General features: G+C 72.6%; 19 protein-coding genes. 7 read left to right on the forward strand and 12 right to left on the reverse strand.

Annotated elements, in window-relative coordinates; genetic code table 11:
- Window positions 1-2: 2 nt before the first annotated feature.
- Together ABT295_RS10320 and ABT295_RS10325 are read right to left on the reverse strand one after the other, a co-directional pair.
- Window positions 3-1,229 carry an MFS transporter gene (locus ABT295_RS10320; protein WP_502991137.1) on the reverse strand — a complete coding sequence of 409 codons (1,227 nt, stop codon included), beginning with the start codon at window positions 1,227-1,229 and terminating at the stop codon, window positions 3-5.
- A 240-nt stretch (window positions 1,230-1,469) separates the two neighbouring features.
- A complete protein-coding gene (locus tag ABT295_RS10325) occupies window positions 1,470-2,075 on the reverse strand; it encodes a helix-turn-helix domain-containing protein (protein ID WP_352394260.1) in 606 nt (201 codons plus the stop codon).
- Between the two features lie 270 nt (window positions 2,076-2,345).
- Between ABT295_RS10325 and ABT295_RS10330 the strand changes: the two genes are divergently transcribed.
- The gene (locus ABT295_RS10330) at window positions 2,346-3,920 is read left to right on the forward strand and encodes a M4 family metallopeptidase (RefSeq protein WP_352394261.1); all 1,575 of its coding nucleotides are present in this window, start codon (window positions 2,346-2,348) and stop codon (window positions 3,918-3,920) included.
- Window positions 3,921-3,998: 78 nt separating this feature from the next.
- Here ABT295_RS10330 and lysS read toward each other — a convergent pair whose 3' ends face one another.
- From lysS to fbaA, 8 genes are all read right to left on the reverse strand, one after another.
- Window positions 3,999-5,783: a lysine--tRNA ligase gene (gene lysS, locus ABT295_RS10335; RefSeq protein ID WP_352394262.1), complete on the reverse strand. Its 1,785-nt coding sequence runs from the start codon at window positions 5,781-5,783 to the stop codon at window positions 3,999-4,001.
- Window positions 5,784-5,797: 14 nt separating this feature from the next.
- Window positions 5,798-7,111 carry an adenylosuccinate synthase gene (locus ABT295_RS10340; protein ID WP_352394263.1) on the reverse strand — a complete coding sequence of 438 codons (1,314 nt, stop codon included), beginning with the start codon at window positions 7,109-7,111 and terminating at the stop codon, window positions 5,798-5,800.
- A 157-nt stretch (window positions 7,112-7,268) separates the two neighbouring features.
- Window positions 7,269-8,219: a putative endonuclease domain-containing protein gene (locus tag ABT295_RS10345; RefSeq protein WP_352394264.1), complete on the reverse strand. Its 951-nt coding sequence runs from the start codon at window positions 8,217-8,219 to the stop codon at window positions 7,269-7,271.
- A gap of 186 nt (window positions 8,220-8,405) precedes the next feature.
- Window positions 8,406-9,080, reverse strand: a complete 675-nt coding sequence (locus ABT295_RS10350; protein ID WP_352394265.1) for a hypothetical protein — start codon at window positions 9,078-9,080, stop codon at window positions 8,406-8,408.
- Window positions 9,081-9,311: 231 nt separating this feature from the next.
- A complete protein-coding gene (locus ABT295_RS10355; protein ID WP_352394266.1) occupies window positions 9,312-10,142 on the reverse strand; it encodes a MerR family transcriptional regulator in 831 nt (276 codons plus the stop codon).
- Between the two features lie 55 nt (window positions 10,143-10,197).
- Entirely contained in the window at window positions 10,198-11,001 is an 804-nt protein-coding gene (locus tag ABT295_RS10360) for a Cof-type HAD-IIB family hydrolase (RefSeq protein WP_352394267.1), read from the reverse strand.
- Between the two features lie 16 nt (window positions 11,002-11,017).
- Complete coding sequence (locus tag ABT295_RS10365) at window positions 11,018-11,425, reverse strand: DUF3151 domain-containing protein (protein WP_352394268.1); 408 nt, start codon at window positions 11,423-11,425, stop codon at window positions 11,018-11,020.
- The gene (fbaA, locus tag ABT295_RS10370; protein ID WP_352394269.1) at window positions 11,422-12,450 is read right to left on the reverse strand and encodes a class II fructose-bisphosphate aldolase; all 1,029 of its coding nucleotides are present in this window, start codon (window positions 12,448-12,450) and stop codon (window positions 11,422-11,424) included. Before fbaA ends, ABT295_RS10365 begins: the two co-directional genes overlap by 4 nt.
- 193 nt (window positions 12,451-12,643) lie before the next feature.
- On the opposite strand from fbaA, the gene ABT295_RS10375 reads away from it, so the two are divergent.
- The gene (locus tag ABT295_RS10375) at window positions 12,644-13,321 is read left to right on the forward strand and encodes a hypothetical protein (protein WP_352394270.1); all 678 of its coding nucleotides are present in this window, start codon (window positions 12,644-12,646) and stop codon (window positions 13,319-13,321) included.
- On the opposite strand, the gene ABT295_RS10380 is transcribed toward ABT295_RS10375, so the two are convergent.
- Entirely contained in the window at window positions 13,308-14,147 is an 840-nt protein-coding gene (locus ABT295_RS10380) for a GNAT family N-acetyltransferase (protein ID WP_352394271.1), read from the reverse strand. The two genes, ABT295_RS10375 and ABT295_RS10380, sit on opposite strands and share 14 nt — an antisense overlap.
- A 34-nt stretch (window positions 14,148-14,181) precedes the next feature.
- Here ABT295_RS10380 and ABT295_RS10385 point away from each other — a divergent pair, with 34 nt between their 5' ends.
- Window positions 14,182-15,594 carry an NAD(P)/FAD-dependent oxidoreductase gene (locus ABT295_RS10385; RefSeq protein WP_352394272.1) on the forward strand — a complete coding sequence of 471 codons (1,413 nt, stop codon included), beginning with the start codon at window positions 14,182-14,184 and terminating at the stop codon, window positions 15,592-15,594.
- A gap of 27 nt (window positions 15,595-15,621) precedes the next feature.
- On the opposite strand, the gene ABT295_RS10390 is transcribed toward ABT295_RS10385, so the two are convergent.
- A complete protein-coding gene (locus ABT295_RS10390) occupies window positions 15,622-16,749 on the reverse strand; it encodes a M24 family metallopeptidase (protein WP_352394273.1) in 1,128 nt (375 codons plus the stop codon).
- Between the two features lie 72 nt (window positions 16,750-16,821).
- On the opposite strand from ABT295_RS10390, the gene ABT295_RS10395 reads away from it, so the two are divergent.
- From ABT295_RS10395 to ABT295_RS10410, 4 genes are read left to right on the forward strand one after another with little or no spacing between them, the layout of a single operon-like run.
- Window positions 16,822-18,231 (forward strand): sensor histidine kinase, encoded by a 1,410-nt coding sequence (locus tag ABT295_RS10395; RefSeq protein WP_352394274.1) that lies wholly within the window; start codon window positions 16,822-16,824, stop codon window positions 18,229-18,231.
- The gene (locus ABT295_RS10400) at window positions 18,228-18,986 is read left to right on the forward strand and encodes a response regulator (protein ID WP_352394275.1); all 759 of its coding nucleotides are present in this window, start codon (window positions 18,228-18,230) and stop codon (window positions 18,984-18,986) included. Before ABT295_RS10395 ends, ABT295_RS10400 begins: the two co-directional genes overlap by 4 nt.
- 35 nt (window positions 18,987-19,021) lie before the next feature.
- Complete coding sequence (locus ABT295_RS10405; protein WP_502991091.1) at window positions 19,022-19,972, forward strand: ABC transporter ATP-binding protein; 951 nt, start codon at window positions 19,022-19,024, stop codon at window positions 19,970-19,972.
- Window positions 19,969-21,222: an ABC transporter permease gene (locus tag ABT295_RS10410; protein WP_352394277.1), complete on the forward strand. Its 1,254-nt coding sequence runs from the start codon at window positions 19,969-19,971 to the stop codon at window positions 21,220-21,222. Before ABT295_RS10405 ends, ABT295_RS10410 begins: the two co-directional genes overlap by 4 nt.
- The last annotated feature ends 29 nt before the right edge of the window (window positions 21,223-21,251 follow it).

Here is a 21,251-nt window from a genome sequence, read left to right on the forward strand (position 1 = left end):
GCTCACTCTCCGGCGAAGAGGCCGCTGCGGCGCCGCGCGGCGATGTAGAGGACGACGCTGGCGACGGACAGCGCGGCGGTGTAGGCGGGGAAGACCCACGTGAGGTCGTGGCTCTGCAGCCAGACGAGCAGGTAGGAGGCGGTGCCGCCGAAGAGGGCGACGGCGATGCCGTAGCCGACCCCGGTGCCGGTGGCCCGGCAGAACTTCGGCATGAGGGAGGCGGCCACGACGTTGTAGAGCGTCATGTTGGCGACGAGCACGATGCCGCCGCCGAGGACGACGACCGCGAAGGTGCCCATGCCGGGGCCGGAGTAGAAGAGCATCAGGAAGACGGCCGGCACGGCGGCGAGGCGCGTGACGACGAAGGCCCTGGAGAGGGTGACGCGGTCGGCGACGCGGCCGGTGACGATCGAGCCGACGAGGAGGATGACGCCGAGCAGCGACGTGATGCCGAAGACCTCGGTGGGGTTCTCCTTAAACGTGCTGCGGGCCAGGCTCGGCAGGCCGACGTTCCACGCGTAGTTGAACGCCTGGGCGCTGCCGACGACGAAGACGATGGCGAGCAGGCCGAGCCAGTGCTTGCGCACGCCCTTCCACGTGCCGCCCGTCGTCTCGCTGCGCTCCTCCTCGTGGAGCGTCTCGGGCAGGGCCCGGCGCAGGTAGAGCACGAAGAAGCTGAGGGCGGCACCGAAGAGGAGCGGCACGCGCCAGCCCCACGTCGCCATGGCGTCGCCACCGATGAGGTAGCTCGTCGCGAAGCTGACGAGCGAGGCCAGCAGGATGCCGACGTTGACGAAGAAGCTGATGTAGCCGGCTGCGCGGCCCTCGTGGCCCTTGGGCATGACCTCGATCGCGAAGGCCGTCGAGAGCGGGGCCTCGACGCCGGTCGACAGGCCCTGGAGCAGGCGGCAGAGGAGGAGCAGCACGCCGGCCCACACGCCGATGGACTCGTAGGTGGGCAGCAGGCCGATGACGAGCGTGGTGACCGCCATGGTGCCGACCGACCACAGCATGACGCTGCGCCGGCCGATGCGGTCGGCCACGGTTCCGAAGAGGGCCCCGCCGAGGGGGCGGACGAAGAACCCGACCGCGAAGACCGCGAGGGCGTCGAGCGTGGCCGAGACCGGGTCGGTCTTGGCGAAGAACTGCGGGCCGATGAAGGTGGCCAGCAGGCCGAAGATCATCCAGTCGTACCACTCGAGGGTGTTGCCGAGGCCGAGGCCGAGCATGGCCCGACGGGTCGAGGTGGGGCGGGTGCCGGCGGTCTCCGGTGGGGTGGCGGTGGACGCTTTCGGGGTAGCGGTCATGGCGAACTCTCCGGTTCGTGGACGGGAGTGGCCCGTCTCAGGGCGCACTCGAGGGAACCCGTGGCGCGGAGCACCCGGGGCCTGCGTGGGGTGGAGGGGTGTGACGGTGTCGTCGGGAGTCGTCGGGTCGGCCCGAGGGCCGGGCCTGGCCGGGGGCCGGGTCTACCAGGTGGGCGGCGTGCTCACCCAGACGGCCGTGCAGGCCTCGGTCTGCGACGGGTTGGCGTACCAGTGCGGGATCGTCGAGCTGTAGCGGATGGAGTCGCCGGCCTCGAGCCGGTGGCGCACCCCGTCGAGGAAGACGTCCTTCGTGCCCGACAGCACGATGCCGAACTCCTCGCCGTTGTGGGTGTAGGGCGTGGCACTCGTGTCGTAGCCGGGTGGGGTCACCACCCAGTTGGCCTCGAGGGCACCGTTGAGGTCGGGCGTCAGCAGCTCGTAGACGCCACCGTCGTCGGTGGCGAGCCCGTGGCTGTCGAGCCGGCGCCGCTCGTCCTTGCGGACGACCACCTGCTCGGTCTCGGTCGGCTGCAGCAGCTGACCCACGGGGAGCTGCAGCCCGTGTGCCAGCTGGACGAGGGTGGCGAAGGACGGGTTGCCGTGGCCGCGCTCGATCTGGCTGATGAGCCCTGCACTGACACCCGCGCTCTGGGCGAGCTTCTCCGTGGTCAACGACCGTTCCTTGCGCAGGGAACGCACCCGCGCACCGAAGTCGGCCAGCATGGCCTCCATCGGCACGCCGTTGGTGTTCGTGACGTCGATGCCCACGTGAGATCTCCTTCGTCCTGACGTGCCCCCAAGCATACGAACGATCTTCACTATGTCAATGGTTTCTTTAGCAGAATGAAGGACGATGGCGTCCGTCGGTGGGCCCTCGTCTGGGAGAACGCTGGGAGCTTCGTCTCCGCACCGTCAATTCTTGGGCGGTGACCGGCAAACATCACGTGCTGGGACTGGTGCGGGGACCGATCGACGACAAATCTTGCGACACGGTCGTCCGACCGCCCTCGGGGGCACTTCGGCAGCCAGGAGAACGCCTTGAAGAAGAGCCTCATCACGACGACGGTCGCCACCGCGGCGGTCGTCGCCACCACGCTCGCGACGATCGCCACGAGCACCGCGCAGGCGGCCACCCCCGCGGCCTCGGGAGCCGGTGTCGACCGGGCCGTCGCCGCCGCCAGGGCCCATGGCGCCACCTTCGGCCTCGACCGGGACCAGGGCCTTCGCACCCGGAGCGTCGCCACCGACGCGGACGGCACGACGCACGTCCGACTCGACCGCACCTTCAAGGGCCTGCCGGTCGTCGGTGGTGACCTCGTGGTGCACACCGACCGGGCCGGCGGCTGGAAGGGCGTGAACGCCGCGTCCACCGCGGTCCGCGTCCCGTCCACGACGGCGACCGTCGCTCCGGCCACGGCTGCCGCCACCGCGGCCCGCACCGTCGACTTCACGGTGCGCAGCAGCACCCCCACCCTCGCCGCCTACGCCATGAGCAGCCCCGCCCGCCTCGCATGGAAGACCCAGGTCGACGGCGTCGGCGCGCACGGCGAGCCGGCGGGCACCGTCGTCTTCGTCGACGCGCGCTCGGGTGCGGTGCTCGACCGCTGGGCCACGGAGATCAACGACGCCGGCACCGGCAACAGCCTCTACCTCGGCACCGTGACGGTGCAGACGACGCTCTCGGGCGGCACCTACCAGATGGTCGACGCGACGCGTGGCGGCGCCCGCACCGAGGACGGCAACAACGGCTCGACGTCCTCGACCACCGGGACGCTGTTCACCGACGCCGACAACACGTGGGGCACGGGGTCGAGCACCAGCCGCCAGACGGCCGCCGTCGACGCCGACTTCGGTGTCGGTGCCACGTGGGACTTCTACAAGAACACCTTCGGGCGCAACGGGATCAAGAACGACGGCAAGGGCGCCCGGAGCCTCGTGCACGTCGGCACCAACTGGGTCAACGCCTCGTGGAGCGACACCTGCTTCTGCATGCGCTACGGCGACGGGGACGGCGTCAGCTACGGACCCCTCGTGTCGCTCGACGTGGCCGGCCACGAGATGACCCACGGCGTCACGTCGGCCACGGCCGGCCTCGCCTACCGACGTGAGTCCGGCGGCCTCAACGAGTCCACGTCCGACGTCATGGGCACCATGGTCGAGTTCACGGCCGCCACGACCGGCGACCCGGGCGACTACCTCATCGGCGAGCGCTTCGCCATCGGCGCCGGCAAGCCGCTGCGCTACATGGACCAGCCCAGCAAGGACGGCGCCTCGGCGAACTGCTGGACCAAGAGCGTCGGGACGCTCGACGTCCACTACTCCTCCGGCGTCGGCAACCACCTCTTCTACCTGCTGTCCGAGGGCAGCGGCGCGAAGACCCTGAACGGCGTCAGCTACAACAGCCCGACGTGCAACGGTTCGTCGGTGACCGGCATCGGCCGGGCCGCGGCCGCCGCGATCTGGTACCGCGCCCTGACGACGTACTGGACCTCGTCGACGAACTACGCCGGTGCGCGCGCCGGGATGCTCTCGGCAGCCAAGGACCTCTACGGCGCCGGCAGCACGCAGTACGACGCCACGGCCACCGCCTGGTCGGCCGTCGGTGTCAACTGACCCACCGGCCTGACGCACGGACGTGCCCACTCGACGCTTGTCGAGTGGGCACGTCCGTCCAGAGCCTGCGCGCTTCGCTCAGTGGCCGATGAGCGTGCGCACGCGGTCGGCGCCGACCGCGAGGAGCAGCGTGGGCAGCCGCGGCCCGGTGTCCTTGCCGACGAGCAGCCGGTAGACGAGCACGAAGAAGGCGCGCTGCGCGGCCGAGAGCTCCGGGTCCTTGACCTTCGCGTCGGGGTCGATGCCGCGCTGGACCTTCGGCACGCCGTAGACGAGGTGGGTCAGGCCGTCGAGCGACCAGTGGCGGTCGAGGCCGTCGGCGAGCAGCCGCAGGGCCTCCCGCTCGGTGTCGTCGAGGCTGCCGAGCAGCTCGGCGTCGGGCTCGGCCCGCACGACCGTGCGGTCCTCGGCCGGCACGTAGCCGAGCATCCAGCGCTCCGCGCAGTCGAGTCGGGGGCGCAGGTCGTCGGTCGACTCGACGGGGCGGTCGGGCTCGAGCTCGCCGAGGATGCGCACGGCCTGCTCCTCGTCGCCCTGGGTCACGTCGATGACCGAGGCGATGGTGCGGAACGGCATCGGGCGAGGCGTCGCGGGCAGCGGACCGGCCGCGGTGGACGTCGCGCGCAGGTGCGCGGCGAGGTCCCCGGCCTGCGCCGAACCGTCGGCGACCTTGCGGTTCAACGCATCCCACTCGTCGTAGAGGCGCTGCAGCTCGGGGCCGAAGGCGACGTCGAAGCTCTGGTTGGGCCGTCGGCGGGCGTAGAGCCAGCGCAGCACCGGCGCCTCCATGACCTCGAGCGCGTCGGTGGGGATCGGCACGCCGCCCTTGCTCGAGCTCATCTTCGCCATGCCGGCGATGCCGACGAACGCGTACATCGGGCCCACCGGACGCTCCCAGCCGAAGACCGGCGCGAGGTCCTTGCCGACGACGTAGCTGCTGCCGGGGCTCTGGTGGTCGACGCCGGAGGGCTCGAAGAGCACGTGCTCGTGCGCCCAGCGCATCGGCCAGTCGACCTTCCACACGAGCTTGCCGTTCGTGAAGGTGTCGAGGTCGACGGTCTCGGTGTGGCCGCACCTCGTGCAGGCGTAGGTGAGGGCGTGGCTGTCGTCGTCGTAGGCAGTGACGGTCGTGAAGTCGGTGCCGCACGAGCTGCAGAAGGGCTTGTAGGGGTAGTAGCCGGCCTTGCCCTCGCTGCCGTCGTCCTCGGACGCGGCGCCTGAGCCGCGCTCGGCCTCGGTGGCGGCCGCGGCCTGCTCCTCGGTCAGCTTGGCCGCCTTCTGCTGCTGCTGCTGGCCGCCCTTGCCCTTGCCGGTCGCCTTCTGGCGGGCCGCGTCGGCGGCCTCGAGCGTGCGGTACTGGTCGAGCACCTTGTCGATGGCGAAGCGCTCGCGCATCGCGAGGATGACCTGGTCGCGGTAGACCCCCGCGCGGTACTGCTCGGTCTGGCTGATCTGGCGCACCTCGATGCCGGTGGCGGCCATGGCCTCGATCAGCGGCGCCTTGAAGTGCTCCGCCCAGCTCGAGTGCGGCGAACCGGCGGGCGGCGGCACTGCGGTGAGCGGCATACCGATGTACTGCTCCCACGAGTCGTCAACTCCCGCAAGGTTCTTCGGCACGCGGCGGAAGCGGTCGAAGTCGTCCCAGCTGAGGATGTGCTCGCAGGCGATCCCGCGCCGCTTGATCTCGTCGGCGACGAGGTGCGGGGTGATGAGCTCCCGGAAGTTGCCGAGGTGGATCGGGCCCGACGGGCTGATGCCCGAGGCGCAGACGATCGTCTCGCCGGGGTTGCGCTGCTGGGCCTCGGCGACGACCTCGTCGGCCAGACGCGTGACCCAGTCGAGCGGGGCGACCTCTTCAGTCATGGCTTCCTCACGCATCAGACGACGTCGGCCTGGGGGTTGAGCGGGAAGCGCTCGATGATCTCGTCGCGGCCCGGGCCGACGCCGATCGCGGAGACGCGGGCGCCGATGAGCTCCTCGACGCGCAGCACGTAGGCCTGGGCGTTGGCCGGCAGGTCCTCGAAGGTGCGGCAGGCCGTGATGTCCTCCCACCACCCGTCGAGCTCCTCGTAGATCGGGGTCGCGTGGTGGAAGTCGGTCTGGTTGACCGGCATCTCGTCGTGCCGCACGCCGCCCACGTCGTAGGCGACGCAGACCGGCACCTTGGGCAGCCCGGTGAGGACGTCGAGCTTGGTGATGACGAAGTCGGTGACCCCGTTGATGCGCGTGGCGTAGCGGCCGACGACGGTGTCCATCCAGCCGCAGCGACGAGGGCGGCCGGTCGTCGTGCCGTACTCGGCGCCCGTCTTGCGGAGGAACTCGCCGTTGTCGTCGTGTAGCTCTGTCGGGAACGGGCCCTCACCGACGCGCGTCGTGTAGGCCTTGAGGATCGCGATGACGGAGTCGATGCGCGTCGGGGGCACGCCCGAGCCGGTGCAGGCGCCGGCGGCGACGGCGTTGCTCGAGGTGACGTAGGGGTAGGTGCCGTGGTCGACGTCGAGCAGGGTCGCCTGACCGGCCTCGAAGAGCACCGTCTCACCGCGGTCGAGCGCCTGGCTCAGCACGAGGCTCGTGTCGGCGACCATGGGGGCGAGGCGGGCGGCATACGACAGCAGCTCCTCGACGACCTCGTCGACCTCGGCCCCGCGGGTGTTGTAGATCTTGGCGAGCAGCTGGTTCTTCAGCGAGAGCGCCGCCTCGACCTTCTGGCGCAGGATGCCCTCGTCGTAGAGGTCCTGGATGCGGATGCCGACGCGGTTCATCTTGTCGGCGTACGTCGGGCCGATGCCGCGGCCGGTCGTGCCGATGCGGCGCTTGCCGAGGAAGCGCTCGGTCACCTTGTCGATGGTGCGGTTGTAGCTCGGGATGACGTGCGCGTTGGCGCTGACGAGCAGCTTGCTCGTGTCGACGCCGCGCGCGTCGAGGCCGTCGAGCTCTTCGAAGAGCACGGAGAGGTCGATGACGACGCCGTTGCCGATGACCGGCACGCAGTTGGGGCTGAGGATGCCGGAGGGCAGCAGGTGCAGCGCGTACTTCTCGCGCTTGCCGTCCTTCTCGATGACGACGGTGTGGCCGGCGTTGTTGCCGCCGTTGAACTTGACGACGTAGTCGACGCTGCTGCCGAGCAGGTCGGTCGCCTTGCCCTTGCCCTCGTCACCCCACTGCGCTCCGACGAGCACGATTGCCGGCATCGGTCTGCCTTCCGGTTGCGGTTGAAGCCAACCGCAAGGTTATCGGTTCGTGACGCGTGCCCCGGACCCCGTCCGCCCGGGCCCTCGGTCCGGCGGTCGGGCGTCGGTCGCAGGACGCGGCCCCGGTCCCCCGACAGGTCACGGGACCGAGGCCGGCTCAGCGCACCGGAGCCGAGTCGGGGGCCCGGAGCGCGGCCCGGCGCAGGGCCGCCTCGACGAGGGCGCGCACGCGCTCTGGCCGGTGCAGGTCGGCCCAGGTCAGCCGGACGACCTCCCAGCCGAGCGAGCGGATGCTGTCCTCACGGCGCTTCTCGTCCCAGACGTCCTGCGCAGCGGCGTACTTCGCGCGGCCGTCGAACTCCACGAGCACGCGCGTGCCGACGATGCCGAGGTCGGCCCGGTAGCCGCGCCCGCCCGGTGTGAGGGCCTCGGTGCCGGGCACGACGAACTGGGGCACGGTGCGATGGCCGAGGTGGTGCAGCACCCAGGCGGCCACGGTCTCGCCCGGCGACTCGTGCCGGGCGTCGCACCGGGGCAGGGCGGCCCGCACCCGCTCGATGCCGGGGCGCCGGCCCACCACCTCCAGCGCGAGCGAGATGTCCGCCCGGGTCACCCGGCCCGCCCGCAGCGCCGCGTCGGCCGGGACGAGCAGTGCGCACGGCCCGGCGAGCCCGGCCAGCACCGCGGCGACGGCCGGATGCGCCGCGCCCTCCCCCGACGGCAGCCGCGCGGCCTCGGGGTGGGCGAGCGCGGGCCGCACGACGAGGTCGGCCTTGCGGTGCGCCTTGTCGCGACGGGCGCCGGTCGGCGCCGTGCGGAGCAGGTGCGCCACCGCCCAGTCCAGCTCGTAGGTGGGCAGCCCCAGCCTGAGCAGGGCCGACGCGTCGCTCGCGACGGCACGACCGGCGTACTGCTGCAGCAGGGCTGCGAGGCGCAGGCGGTGGAGGTCCTCGTCGTCGACGGGAGCGCGGGTGGCGAACCACCCGTGGTGGAGCCGGTGCACGGCGCCGGTCCGGACCAGGCGCCGCAGCTCGGGCCGGTCGATGCCGACGGAGAGGGCGCGCGACAGCGGGAAGACGTCCTCGCGGGCGATGAGGGAGAGCTGCATGGACCGACGGTCGCGGGTCGTGCGGCCGGGCACCAGCAGGGTCCGAGTGGCTGTGGACGGTCGGGTGCCGCGCTCAGGGGGTGGGGACGACGCTTCGGTCCGACGACCTGGCTCCGGTCCGCCGACAGGTCGGCGGACCGGAGACGGGAGGTGGGGTCGGGCCCACCTCGCCCGACCCGCCCGGACTCAGCAGCCGATGGTCGGGTAGTCGTTCGGCACGTCGGTGTTGGAGACCTTCTGCGTGAACGTGCGGGACTCCCCGTTGTAGCGGTACGTCATCGAGGTCGTGACGCTGACCGTGACGGAGTCGATGTGGGGGCAGGTGATGCCGGTCGGTCCGTCGTTCGGGGCGGATGCCGAGAAGTTGTACATCGTGTCCTGCAGCGCCGTCGTGCTCTGGGCGGCCGAGCCGCTCTTGCACTTCTTGGGCAGCGTCACCGACTTGGTGCTGCTGGTGGGTCGCGTGACCGTCGCCGAGGCACCGTCGGTGCCGATGGTGATGTCGGCCGACGAGCCGCCGGCGATGTGCGCCGTGAAGCTCGCCGTCTCGCAGATCTGCGTGCGGTTGCTGCCCGAGAAGCTCCCCCGGGCGGTCACGCCCGTCGGGACGCCCACGATCACCCGCTGGAAGAACTGGTCACGCAGGGTCTTCTCGCGGGTGCACCACCGCACCTTGCCGGAGACGGAGCCGGTCATCGACTTGCCGTTCTGGCTGGCCGTGCGGCTGCCGCCGATGACGCCGTCCTCCTGCTTGTGGAACCCGCTGCCGCAGCCGTCGGCGGCGGAGGCGCTGGTGACCCCGAGGGTCAGGGAGGAGGCGCCGAGCACGGCGACGCTGAGAAGGACACGGACGATCTTCATGGACACCCCTGGTGAGAAGGAGAGGGCCGGTCGACCCTCGAACTACGGGGGTGAACCTAGCGGCTGCCCGGGTACCGCGCCCACGACGCGCCGGTCGGGCGCCGCGCTCAGGAAGTGGGGACGACGCTTCGGTCCCACGACCTGGCTCCGGTCCGCCGACAGGTCGGCGGACCGGAGCCGGGAGGTGGGGTCGGGCCCACGTCGCCCGACCCGGTCCGACCCGACCCGGCGTCAGGCGACGGGCTGCTGCAGCTCGATGACCCAGTGCTCCGGGTCGTCCATCGCGGCGACGTGGTAGATCTCGCGGCACGGCCCGGCGAACGACAGTCCGCGGGCCTCGACCTCGCGCGACAGGGCCTGCCACGCCTCGCCGATGTCGGTGAGCGGCCCGCGCAGGGTCGTCACGAGGGCGCGCGGCTCCGCCCCGAGCTCGGCCAGCTCGACCCCGGCGCCGGCGGCGTCGGCCTCCCCCACCTCCGGGCCGACGGGGTATGCCGCGGCGGCGACCATCGCGTCGCCGTCCATCGTGTAGTGCCCCATCGAGGGGCCCACGGGCTCCACGTGCGCGCCCCGCACGGCCTCCTCGACCTGGCCGAAGAGCGGGCCGACGACCTCGCCGACCTGCTGGCCCTCGGTGACGCGGCTGCTGCGCTGGACGACGCGGACGGCGGGCAGGGGCTGCTCGCGGAAGGCGTCGAGGGTGACTGACGGTGTCATGGTGTGCTCCTTCTCGATCATCCGGAGACGACGCTCGACCTGCTCGAGGCGTGCGCTGTCGGCCTCGATCTGCTCGGCGAGCTCGGCGCGGCGCAGCCGCAGCATGCCGCGCAGCTGCTCCACCGGCACGTCGTCCTCGAGGAGGCGCCCGCAGTCCTCGAGGGTGAACCCGAGGTCCTTGAGCGCCACGAGCCGGTTGGCGCGGTCCAGCTGCGCGGTCGCGTAGGACCGGTAGCCGGACGACGGGTCGACGCGGGCGGGCCGCAGCAGACCGAGGGCGTCGTAGTGGCGCAGCATGCGCACCGACACCCCGGCGAGCCGGGCGAAGTCTCCGATACTCAACATGGTGCGTCCATCGGACCGTCTGACACGGTGTCAGGGTCAAGCATCGCGCGCCGCGTCAGTGCGCCGCGAGCCATTCCTCGAGGTACGCGGCGACGCCGTCATCGCGGTGGTGGCTCGTGACGACGGAGGCCGCGTCGAGCGCGGGGTCGACGGCGTTGGCGACGGCGACGGCCGTCCCCGCCACCTCGAACGCCGAGACGTCGTTGTGGTTGTCACCGAAGAAGACGGTGTCGGCCAGGTCGACGCCGAGCTCGGCGGCCAGCGCCCGCAGCCCGCCGCCCTTGGAGCAGGCGGCGTTGGCGATCTCGAGGTAGGTGTCCTTCGACCGGTAGGTGACGAGACCGGGCCGCCCGGTGAGAGCCACCTCGAGGTCGTCGACGAGGGCGGGGTCGCCCATCGCCATGACCTTGTGCGGCGGACGCGTGTCGACCCGGCCGGTCGCGACGTAGTCGTGGACCAAGACCGAGTTGGGTTCGACGGCGGTGATCGTCGCCTCACGCTCCGTCCAGCGGTCGGGGCCCCACGGGTGCCAGTCGTCACCGGCGAAGAAGCTCGCGTGCAGGTCGAGCCGCGAGCACACGGCATACGCCTCCCGGGCGTCCGCGGGCGCGATGGGCACGTCGGTGACGACGCTGCGGTCGGCGCGGAGCACGAGCCCGCCGTTGTAGGCGATGAGCGGGGTCGGGTCGACGCCGCAGAGCCGCTCGAGCCCCTCGAGCGAGGCCGGCATCCGCGAGCTGCAGAGCACGAAGGTGTGCCCCGCCGACCGCACCGCGCGGATCGCGGCGACGGTGCGGTCGGAGAGGGTGCGACGGGAGTCGAGCAGCGTTCCGTCGACGTCGGAGCAGAAGAGCGTCATGCCGGCGGGCGGGTCCTCAGAGTCCGAGCTCGCGCGCGGCCTCGGGCGAGCTGTCCCGCAGGAACTGCGTGCAGCGCGCCTCCTCGTCGCTCTCGCCGATGGCGCGGGCGGCACGGGCGAGCGCCGCGAGCGCCCGGAGGAAGCCGCGGTTGGGCTCGTGCGACCACGGCACCGGGCCCTGGCCGCGCCAGCCCGCCTTGCGGAGGCTGTCGAGGGCGCGGTGGTAGCCGGTGCGGGCGTACGCGTACGCCTCGACGTCACGGTCGCCGTCGGCGAGCGCGTCCTCGGCGAGGGTCGCCCACGCGAGCGAGCTCGACGGGTGGGTCGCGGCCACCTGCACGGGATCGACTCCCGTGTCGAGCTTCTCGGCGGCCGGGTCGACCGCGAGGCGGGTCTCGGGGATGCCGAGCAGGTTGTCGCTCACGAGTGGGTGCCCGCCGATCGCAGCGCGGTGCAGGCCTCGACGATGCGCACCGCCATGGCCTCCTCGGCGGCCTTGCCCCAGGCGCGGGGGTCGTACAGCTTCTTGTTGCCGACCTCGCCGTCGACCTTGAGCACGCCGTCGTAGTTGCCGATCATCCAGCCTGCGATCGAGCGCGTGAAGGCGTACTGCGTGTCGGTGTCGACGTTCATCTTGACGACGCCGTGGTCGACGGCCGCCGAGATCTCCTCGGGCAGCGAACCCGAGCCGCCGTGGAAGACGAGGTCGAAGGGGCGCGCGTCGTCCGACAGGCCGAGCTCGGCGGCGGCCGCCTTCTGGGCCTCGAGGAGCACCTCGGGACGCAGCTTGACGTTGCCGGGCTTGTAGACACCGTGCACGTTGCCGAACGTGAGGGCCGTGAGGTAGCGGCCGTTCTCGCCCGCACCGAGGGCCTTGACCGTCGCGATGGCGTCGGCGGGCGTCGAGTAGAGCTTGTCGTTGATCTCGTGGGCGACGCCGTCCTCCTCACCACCGACGACGCCGACCTCGATCTCGAGGATGACGTTCGCGGCCTTGGCGAGGGCTAGCAGCTCCTGCGCGATCGAGAGGTTCTCGTCGAGCGGCACGGCCGAGCCGTCCCACATGTGCGACTGGAACCACGGCGTGCCGCCGGCCTGGACGCGCTCGGTGCTGGCCGCGAGGAGCGGGCGCACGAAGCCGTCGAGCTTGTCCTTGGGGCAGTGGTCGGTGTGCAGCGCGATGTTGACGGGGTAGTTCTTGGCGACCTCGTGCGCGTAGGCCGCGAAGGCGAGCGAGCCGCTCACCATGTTCTTGATGCTCGGGCCGGAGAGGTAGTCCGCGCCGCCGGTCGAGACCTGGATGATGCCGTCGGAGCCTGCGTCGGCGAAGCCCTTGAGCGCGGCGTTGAGCGTCTGCGAGCTCGAGACGTTGATGGCGGGGTACGCGAAGGAGCCGGCCTTCGCGCGGTCGAGCATGTCGGCATACACCTCGGGGGTGGCGATGGGCATTGCAACTCCTGCTGTCGAATGAGCGGGTTCACGATCCGCCGTGAATCCTGCCACGTATGCCGTGGGCCGCACACGGTCTGTCCGCGCAGTGGGGATCCTCCCGGCGACCGTGACAACCATTCCTGGCTCGCGGCGGTCTAGGTGGTACGTCGACGACACCGCTCGACGCACCGACCGGAACAGGGGAAACACCATGCGTCACATCGCCGTCCGCACCGTCACCGCGACCGCCGTCGCCGTCCTGCCGCTGCTCGTCGCCGGCTCCGCCGCGCACGCCGGGGGCCCCACGAACGACCACCTCGCGAAGAACGCCCACGTCTCGTGGGTCGACCGCGGGGGCGTGCCCGGGCTCTTCGGCGGCAACGTGCACCGCGGCGTCGTCTTCGTCGGCGACGACGCCGCGACCCCGGGCACCGACGACGTCTTCGGGCGCATCGAGGACTGGCGCTGCCCGGCCGGGGTGCTGCCGCCCGAGGTCTTCGTCGTCGACGAGGAGGGGCCGACGCCGGGACCGTGCACCTTCCGCGGGGCGCGCGAGCTCGAGGTCCCCGACGCCGTCGCGACGTTCCGCGGCACGACCGGTGGCGCCCACCTCACCGGGACGGCCCGGGCGGCGGACGTCTACGGAGCCGCGCCGGCGGTGCGGATGCCCGTCGACCTGACCTTCCGCGGGCTGCGGCCCGTGGAGCGCCACGTCTCCGTCGACTCGTGGGTGGAGGACGACGGCACGAAGGTCACGGTGCGCACGACGCAGACCTCGCGGGCGGCCGCCGTGCACGGCCGCGTCGGGTCGATCCGCATCGGCGACGAGCGCAGCGACGTCGTCGTGGGACGGCTGTCCTCGGACCAGGCCGTGTTCACGCGCTCCTGACGACCGGTTCGAAGACGTAGGGCGTCGTCGTCGCGACGCGGTGCAGGCCGAGACGGGTGAGGATCGGCTCGGAGTCGGGCGAGGCGTCGACGCGGACGTGGCGCTTGCCGCGCTCGATCCCGAGCCGGGCCCGGTGGAGCAGCGTGGCCCGGTAGAGGCCGCGGCCCCGCCAGGCCGGCAGGGTCGAGCCGCCCCACAGCCCGACGAAGCTGCTCGCGTCGTACTCGCCGCGGGCGGCGCACAGCACGGGTCCCTCGCGGGACTCCTCGACGACGACGACGTCCATCGCCTCGGGCCGGGCCGCCCAGTCCGGGTAGAGCGACTCGGTGACCCAGGGGTGGTCCTCGCCCCACACCGTCTCGGACATCGTCCGCATCCGCGCGAAGTCCTCGAAGCAGTCGGCCGCCCGCACGACGACGCCGTCGGGGAGCGCGAGGTCCTGCTGCGCGAGGGGCTCGGCAGCGCCGAGCACGAGTGCCTCGTCGTCCTCGCGCACGAACCCGGCAGCGACGAGGCGCGCTCCGAGGTCGGCCGGCTCGTCGTAGTCGTAGGTCTTCCACTCGACGCGCTGCCCGCGGTCGGCGAAGAAGTCCCGGACGCGCCGGATGAGTCCGTCCGGGTCGTCGCCGAGGCCGTCCGGGCTCTCGACCATCGCGAAGTGGCCCGACGGATCCAGGTCGTACTGCTTGCGCACCGGCCCGTCGAGCTCGATCGGCCGCTCGGCCGTGCCGAGCGGCACGGGGGCCCGGGTCTCGTCGTGGAAGGCGCGGAGGAGCTCGGCCTCCTGCGGCGCTGCGGCATCGTGCTGGAACGAAGGGGGCTTCACAGGGCCAGCCAAGCATGGTCGAATCCCTCTCGTCATGCCTGTTTCCCCGCTCTCGCCCCGCGCCGCCGCCGCGCTCGACGGCGCCCGGACCGTCCCGTTCTGGACCGACCGCCCCGAGCGCCCCGATCCGCGCGCGCCGCTCACCGGCGCGGCGGCCCGCACCGACCTGCTCGTCGTCGGCGCCGGCTTCACCGGTCTGTGGGCCGCGATCCAGGCCAAGGAGGCCGACCCCTCCCGCGACGTCGTCGTCGTCGAGGCAGACCGGCTCGGTGACGGCGCCTCCGGACGCAACGGCGGCTTCGTCGACGCCTCGTTGACGCACGGCCTCGCCCAGGGGCTGGCCTGCTGGCCCACCGAGACGAGCACGCTCGAACGGCTCGCGGACGAGAACATGGCGGGCCTCGAGCGGTCGCTGACGGCCTACGGCGTCGATGCGGACTTCCACCGGCCGGGCGAGCTCACCCTCGCGCTCAGCGCGCACCAGGTGCCGACGGTCCACGAGGCCTTCGAGCTGCACCGGGCGCACGGCGCACCGGTCGAGCTGCTCGACGCGGCGCAGGCCCGGGCGCGCGTCGACTCCCCGCGCTACCTCGCCGGCATGTTCGACCCCGGCGTCGCGCTCGTCGACCCGGCACGACTCGTCTGGGGGTTGGCGCGCGCCGCCGAGTCGCTGGGCGTGCGGCTCCACGAGCACACTCGCGCAACGGGATTCGAGGTCGAGGGACCGGGCGTGCGGGTGCGGCTCGACCGCGGCTCGATCCACGCCCGGCGGGTCGTCATCGGCACCAACGCCGCTCAGGGCGTGCTCCGCCGGTTCAGCGCGTGGGTGCTCCCCGTCTACGACCACGTGCTCATGACCGAGCCGCTCAGCCCGGCGCAGCTCGACGCCGTCGGCTGGAGGGGACGCGAGGGCCTGACCGACGCCGGCAACCAGTTCCACTACTACAGAAGGACGCTCGACGACCGGGTGCTCTTCGGCGGCTACGACGCGAACTACCACTTCCCCGGCCGCATCGACCCCGCACTCGAGCAGTCCGACGCCTCGCACGGCCTGCTTGCCGACCACTTCCTCGACATCTTCCCGCAGCTCGAGGGCATCCGGTTCACGCACCGCTGGGCCGGCGTCATCGACACGACCTCGCGCTTCACGCCGGTCTTCGGCACCGCCCTCGGCGGCCGCATGGCGTATGCCGTCGGCTACACCGGCCTGGGCGTCGCCTCCACGCGCTTCGGCGCGGCCGTCGCGCTCGACCTCGTCGACGGCCTCGACACCGAGCGCACCCGGCTCGAGATGGTGCGGCGCAAGCCGATCCCCTTCCCGCCCGAGCCGATCCGGTATGCCGCCGTGCGGGCCACGCGCTCGTCGCTCGCCGCCGAGGACCGCACCGGGCGGCGCAACCTCTGGCTCAAGGCCCTCGACCGCATCGGCGTCGGCTTCGACTCCTGACCCGCCGTCGACGTGCCGCGGGACCGGCTACAGGACGACGAGGTCGGTCGTTCTGGTGTTGAAGCGCTCGACGCCGTCCTCCGTCACGGCGACGATGTCCTCGATGCGGGCGCCCCAGCGGCCGGTCAGGTAGACGCCGGGCTCGATGCTGAAGGTCATCCCGGGCTCGACCGGCAGGTCGTTGCCCGTGACGACGTAGGGCTCCTCGTGGCCGTCGAGGCCGATGCCGTGGCCGGTGCGGTGGATGAAGCGCTCGGCGAGCCCTGCCTCGGCGAGCACGTCGCGACCGGCCCGGTCGATGGCCTCGCACGTCACGCCCGGGCGCACCGCGGCCACGGACGCCGCCTGGGCGGCCTGCAGGGCAGCGTAGGCGACCGCCACGTCGGGCTCGCGGGGCGACCCGACGGCATACGTGCGCGTGGAGTCCGAGCCGTAGCCCGAGGGCAGCGGTCCGCCGATGTCGACGACCACGACGTCACCGGTCTCGATGACGCGGTCGCTCACGGCGTGGTGCGGGCTCGCCCCGTTGGGGCCGGACCCGACGATGACGAAGTCGGCCTGCGCGTGGCCCTCCTCGACGATCGCGGCGGCGATGTCGGCCCCGACCTCGGCCTCGGTGCGCCCGGCCCGGAGCCACTCGCCGACGCGCGCGTGCACGCGGTCGATGGCGGCTCCGGCAGCACGCAGCTCGGCGAGCTCGGCGGCGTCCTTGCGCATCCGCAGCTCCCGCAGCACGGGCCCGGCGAGCTGCTGCTCACGGGCTCCCGCATCGCGGAGGCGCAGCAGGTGCAGGGCCGGCGTCATGTCGGAGACGGCGACCGGCCCGGCCGGCACCCCGCCGAGGGCGAGGGCGTACGGGTCCTCGCCGTCGACCCACGTGCGCACCTCGACGCCGAGCTCGCCCAAGGGCACGTGCCCGAGACCGGCGAACTCCAGCTCGGGCGAGACGAGGACGGGCGCCACGGCGGCGTCGCTCGGCACGACCAGGGCCGTGAGCCGCTCGAACGACGACCCGGCGATGCCGGTGAGGTAGCGCAGGTCGGACCCCGGGGACACGACGGTGGCGGCGATCCCCGCGTCGGTGGCGTGACGACGCAGCCGGTCGAGCCGCGAGCGCATCGTGGAGACGTCGAGGACGGAGGAACGAACACCCATGCGCCGAACGTACCGCGCACCTCCACCCGGAGGGGGAGCCGGCCGCGACCCACCCCTGCCTAGGCTGGGCGCATGGACGGCCGGTGGACTGCCCTCGTGGCGAGGGTGCAGGGCTACTTCGGCGTCGACACCGAGTGGGAGCGCCGGGCCGCCGACCCGGCCCGCACCCGGCGCACCGACACGTGGCTCGCGCTCGCCTTCCTCGTCACCGGCTCGATCGGCGTCGAGCTGCTCCGCAGCATCGACGCGCTCGGCTCGTTCCAGGACTCGTGGCTCTGGCCGCACGTCGCCGTGCTCGCGGGGACGGTGCCCCTGGTCTGGCGTCGCCGCTGGCCGCTCGCCGTCGCGGCGGGGCTCTCGCTCCACTTCTTCGCCGTCGGCCTCGTCATGCCGGGCGTCGCCTCCTCGGTGCCGATGCAGGTCGTCTACTTCGTCGCGATCTTCACCGGGGTGGCCTGGGCCACCGACCGCCGCGCCATGATCGGCGTCGTCGTCGGCATCGTGCTGCTGATGTTCGGGTGGCTGACGTGGCAGTTCGCCGTCGGCAGCGGCGTCGAGCAGGCCCTGCGCCACAACGGGGAGCCCCTCCCGCGGCAGGGCCTCTTCAGCCCGTCCGCCGCCTACGTCGTCTACAGCCTGCTCATCAACGTCTTCTACTTCGGCGGCGCCATCGTCGGGGGCCAGGCCGCGTGGTGGTCGGCGCTCCGGCGCGACCGCCTGACCGCGCAGGCGCTGACCATCGACGCGCAGACGACGAGCCTGCGCCGGCAGGCCGTCGTCGAGGAGCGCCTTCGGATCGCACGGGAGCTGCACGACGTCGTCGCCCACCACGTCTCGGTCATCGGCATCCAGGCCGCGGCCGCGCGGCGGGTGCTGCGGCGCGACGTCGAGGCCGCCGAGGGCGCGCTGCGCTCGGTCGAGACCTCGTCGCGCGACGCCGTCGCGCAGATGCGCGGCCTGCTCGGCACACTGCGCGCCGAGGACGCCGACGACGCCGAGGACGTCGACCCCGCGACCGCCGGCGACCCGGGTCGGCCCGCCCGCTCGCGCGCGCCGGAGCCGGTGCTCGCCGACGTCCCCGCCCTCGCCGAGGAGGCCTGTGCGCACGGGCTGCACGTCGAGTGCCGCGTCGTCGAGGACGCCCCCGGCGCGCTCGTCACCGTGCCGGCGCCGCTCGGCCTCTCCCTCTACCGCACCGTCCAGGAGGCCCTGGCCAACGTGCGCCGCCACTCGACGGCCTCGACCGCGACCGTCGTCGTGCGCGTCGACCGCCGGGGCGAGCCGGGCTTCGCGCACGGCTACGCCGAGGTCGAGGTGCTCGACGGCGGGCGCCCCCGCTCCGGCACCTCGGGCACGGGCCTCGGCCTGCTCGGCGTGCGCGAGCGCCTCGCGACGCACGGCGGCGTCAGTGAGATCGGCCCCCGCGTCACAGGCGGCTACCGTGTCCGCGTCCGTATGCCGCTGCCCGAGGAGGCGTCGTGACCACCCCCACCCGCGTCCTGCTCGTCGACGACCAGCTGCTCGTCCGCTCCGGCTTCTCGCTCATCCTCTCGGTGGAGGACGACCTCGAGGTGGTCGGCCAGGCCGGCGACGGGGCCGAGGCGGTGCGCCTCACCCGCGAGCTGCGCCCCGACGTCGTGCTCATGGACGTGCAGATGCCGGTCATGGACGGCATCGAGGCGACCCGGCAGATCGTCGCCGAGGGCCGGGCCCGGGTCGTCATCCTCACGACCTTCGACCGCGACGACTACGTCTTCGCCGGGCTGTCGGCGGGCGCGAGCGGCTTCCTGCTCAAGAACGCCGACGCCGACCACCTCATCGAGGCGGTGCGCACCGTGGCCGGCGGCCACGCGCTGCTCGCCCCCGAGGTGACCCGGCGGGTCATCGAGCAGATGGCGGCCGCGACTCCCGGTGCGGCTGCTGGCGTCACCCCCGGCGCACGCTCGGGGGCGACCCCCGGCGCGGTCTCCGGCGTGGCGGCCGGTGCCGGCCCGGCCCGCGACCCGCGCCTCGACGACCTGACGCCCCGGGAGCTCGAGGTGCTGGTGCTCGTCGGCCGCGGCCTGTCCAACGCCGAGATCGCCGCCACCCTCTTCGTCGGCGAGGCGACGGTCAAGACGCACCTGTCGAACGTCTTCGCGAAGCTCCACCTGCGCGACCGGGTGCAGGCGGTCGTGCTCGCCTACGAGGCCGGGCTCATCCTCCGGGGGGAGCCCGGGGATCACCCGACGGGCTGATCCCGTCCGCGTCCTGCCGACCTAGCGTGGGCGTCATGAGCACTTCCGGGGACACCGCCACGACCACCCTCACGAGACCTGCCCCGCGGGAACGGGCCACGTCGGACATCGAGCTGCGCCACCTCACCCGCTCGTTCGGGGAGATCCGTGCCGTCGACGACGTCAGCTTCACCGTCACGGCCGGCCAGCTGACCGGCTTCGTCGGCGGCAACGGCGCCGGCAAGACGACGACGATGCGCATGCTCATGGGCGTCCTCTCCCCCACCGCGGGCGAGGTGCTCTGGGGTGGCCGCCCGATCACCGCCCTCGACCGGCGACGCTTCGGCTACATGCCCGAGGAGCGCGGGCTCTACCCGAAGCAGGGCGTGCTCGACCAGCTCGTCTACCTCGGTCGCCTCCGCGGGCTCAGTGCCTCGGCGGCCCGCTCGTCGGTGACGACGCACCTCGAGCGGCTCGGCCTCGCCGAGCGCGCCAAGGACCACGTCGAGAAGCTCTCGCTCGGCAACCAGCAGCGCGTGCAGATCATCGCCGCGCTCATGGGCGAGCCCCGCGCGCTCGTGCTCGACGAGCCGTTCAGCGGGCTCGACCCCGCGGCCGTCGACAACATGGCCGACCTGCTCCGGGAGCACACGGCGCACGGCGTGCCGGTGCTCTTCTCCTCCCACCAGCTCGACCTCGTCGAGCGGCTCTGCGAACGGCTCGTCGTGCTCGCCGCCGGCCGCGTCGTCGCCGCCGGCACCCCCGACGAGCTGCGGGCCACCTCGGTCTCGCGCCACCGCCTCGTCCTCTCGGGCGACGCCGGGTGGGTGCGCGGCGTCACCGGCGTGCACGCCGTCGACGTCGACGGGCACACGGCACTCGTCGAGGTCGTCGAGCCCGGCGCCGGCCGGGCGCTGCTCGAGGAGGCCCTGCGCCGCGGCGAGGTCCACGAGTTCTCGCCCCAGCGTCCTTCCCTGGCCCAGATCTACCGTGAGGTGACGGCATGACCACCACGCAGCACCCGACCCAGCCCCCCACCCCACCCACCGGCCAGTCCACGGGCACGGGCACGGACACGGACGACCGGCACGCCGGGAGGCCCTGGCTCGTCGTCGCCGTCCGCGAGATCGTCGTGCGCGTCACGAACCGCACGTTCCTCTTCTCGACGCTCTTCACCCTCGTCTTCATCGCCGGGTTCGCGGCGTTCTCGGCCTGGCAGGCGGGCAAGACGTCGACCTACACCGTCGCCGTCTCCACCTCCGAGGGCAGCCGGCTCGTCGACCAGGCGGCCACCGCGGCCCGGGCCGACAGCGACAAGGTCGTCATCACCCCGAGCACCGTGGCCGGTGAGGACGCGGCGCGGGCCGCGGTCGAGGCCGGCGACGTCGACGCGTGGCTGCACCAGACGGCATCCGGCTGGGCCCTCACCTCCGGCGACGACGTCTCGCTGTCGCTGCAGACGCCGCTCGAGGGCGCCGTGCGCGACGCGGCGCTCGACCGCAACGCGGCCACGGCCGGCACCACGGTCGAGGCCCTCGAGCGTGGCGCGACCCTGACGACCGACCGCTTCGACGGCCAGACGACGAACCGGGGCTTCGTCCAGGCCGCCACCTTCGCCTTCGCACTGCTCTTCTTCATGGGGGCACTGATGTTCGGCCAGCAGATCGCGGCGAGCGTCGTCGAGGAGAAGCAGTCACGGCTCGTCGAGATCATCGCGACGGCCATCCCGCTGCGCGCGCTGCTCGCCGGCAAGGTCGTCGGCAACGCGCTCATCGCGCTGGGCCAGGTCGTGCTCTTCTCCGGGGTGGGACTCATCGCGGTCTCGTTCACGGAGTGGTCCTCGCTGCTGCCGACCCTCTCGACCGCGGTGATCTGGTTCGTCCTCTTCTTCGCCGTCGGCTTCTTCGCGCTGGCCTGCCTCTTCGCCGTGGCGGGCGCGCTCGCCTCGCGCACCGAGGACCTGCAGTCCACGACGTCGCCGATGACGACGGTGCTCATGCTCGTCTACTTCGCGAGCTTCGCGCTGAGCGGCGTCGCCCTCAAGATCGCCTCCTTCGTGCCGATCGTCTCGGTCGTGGCGATGCCGGGCCGCATCATCGCCGGCGACGCCGCCTGGTGGGAGCCCGTCGTGGCGCTGCTGCTGATGGCGGCGTTCTCCGCCGGCACCGTGGTGCTCGGCGAGAAGGTCTACCGGCGCTCGCTCATGCAGACCCGTGGCCGCCTCTCGTGGAAGCAGGCCATGCGGACCGCGGACTGACCGCGCCGTTCCGGACGGATCCTTGACGC

Origin of the sequence: Terrabacter sp. NPDC000476 (assembly GCF_040300125.1) — a bacterium.
Lineage (GTDB): Bacteria > Actinomycetota > Actinomycetes > Actinomycetales > Dermatophilaceae > Terrabacter.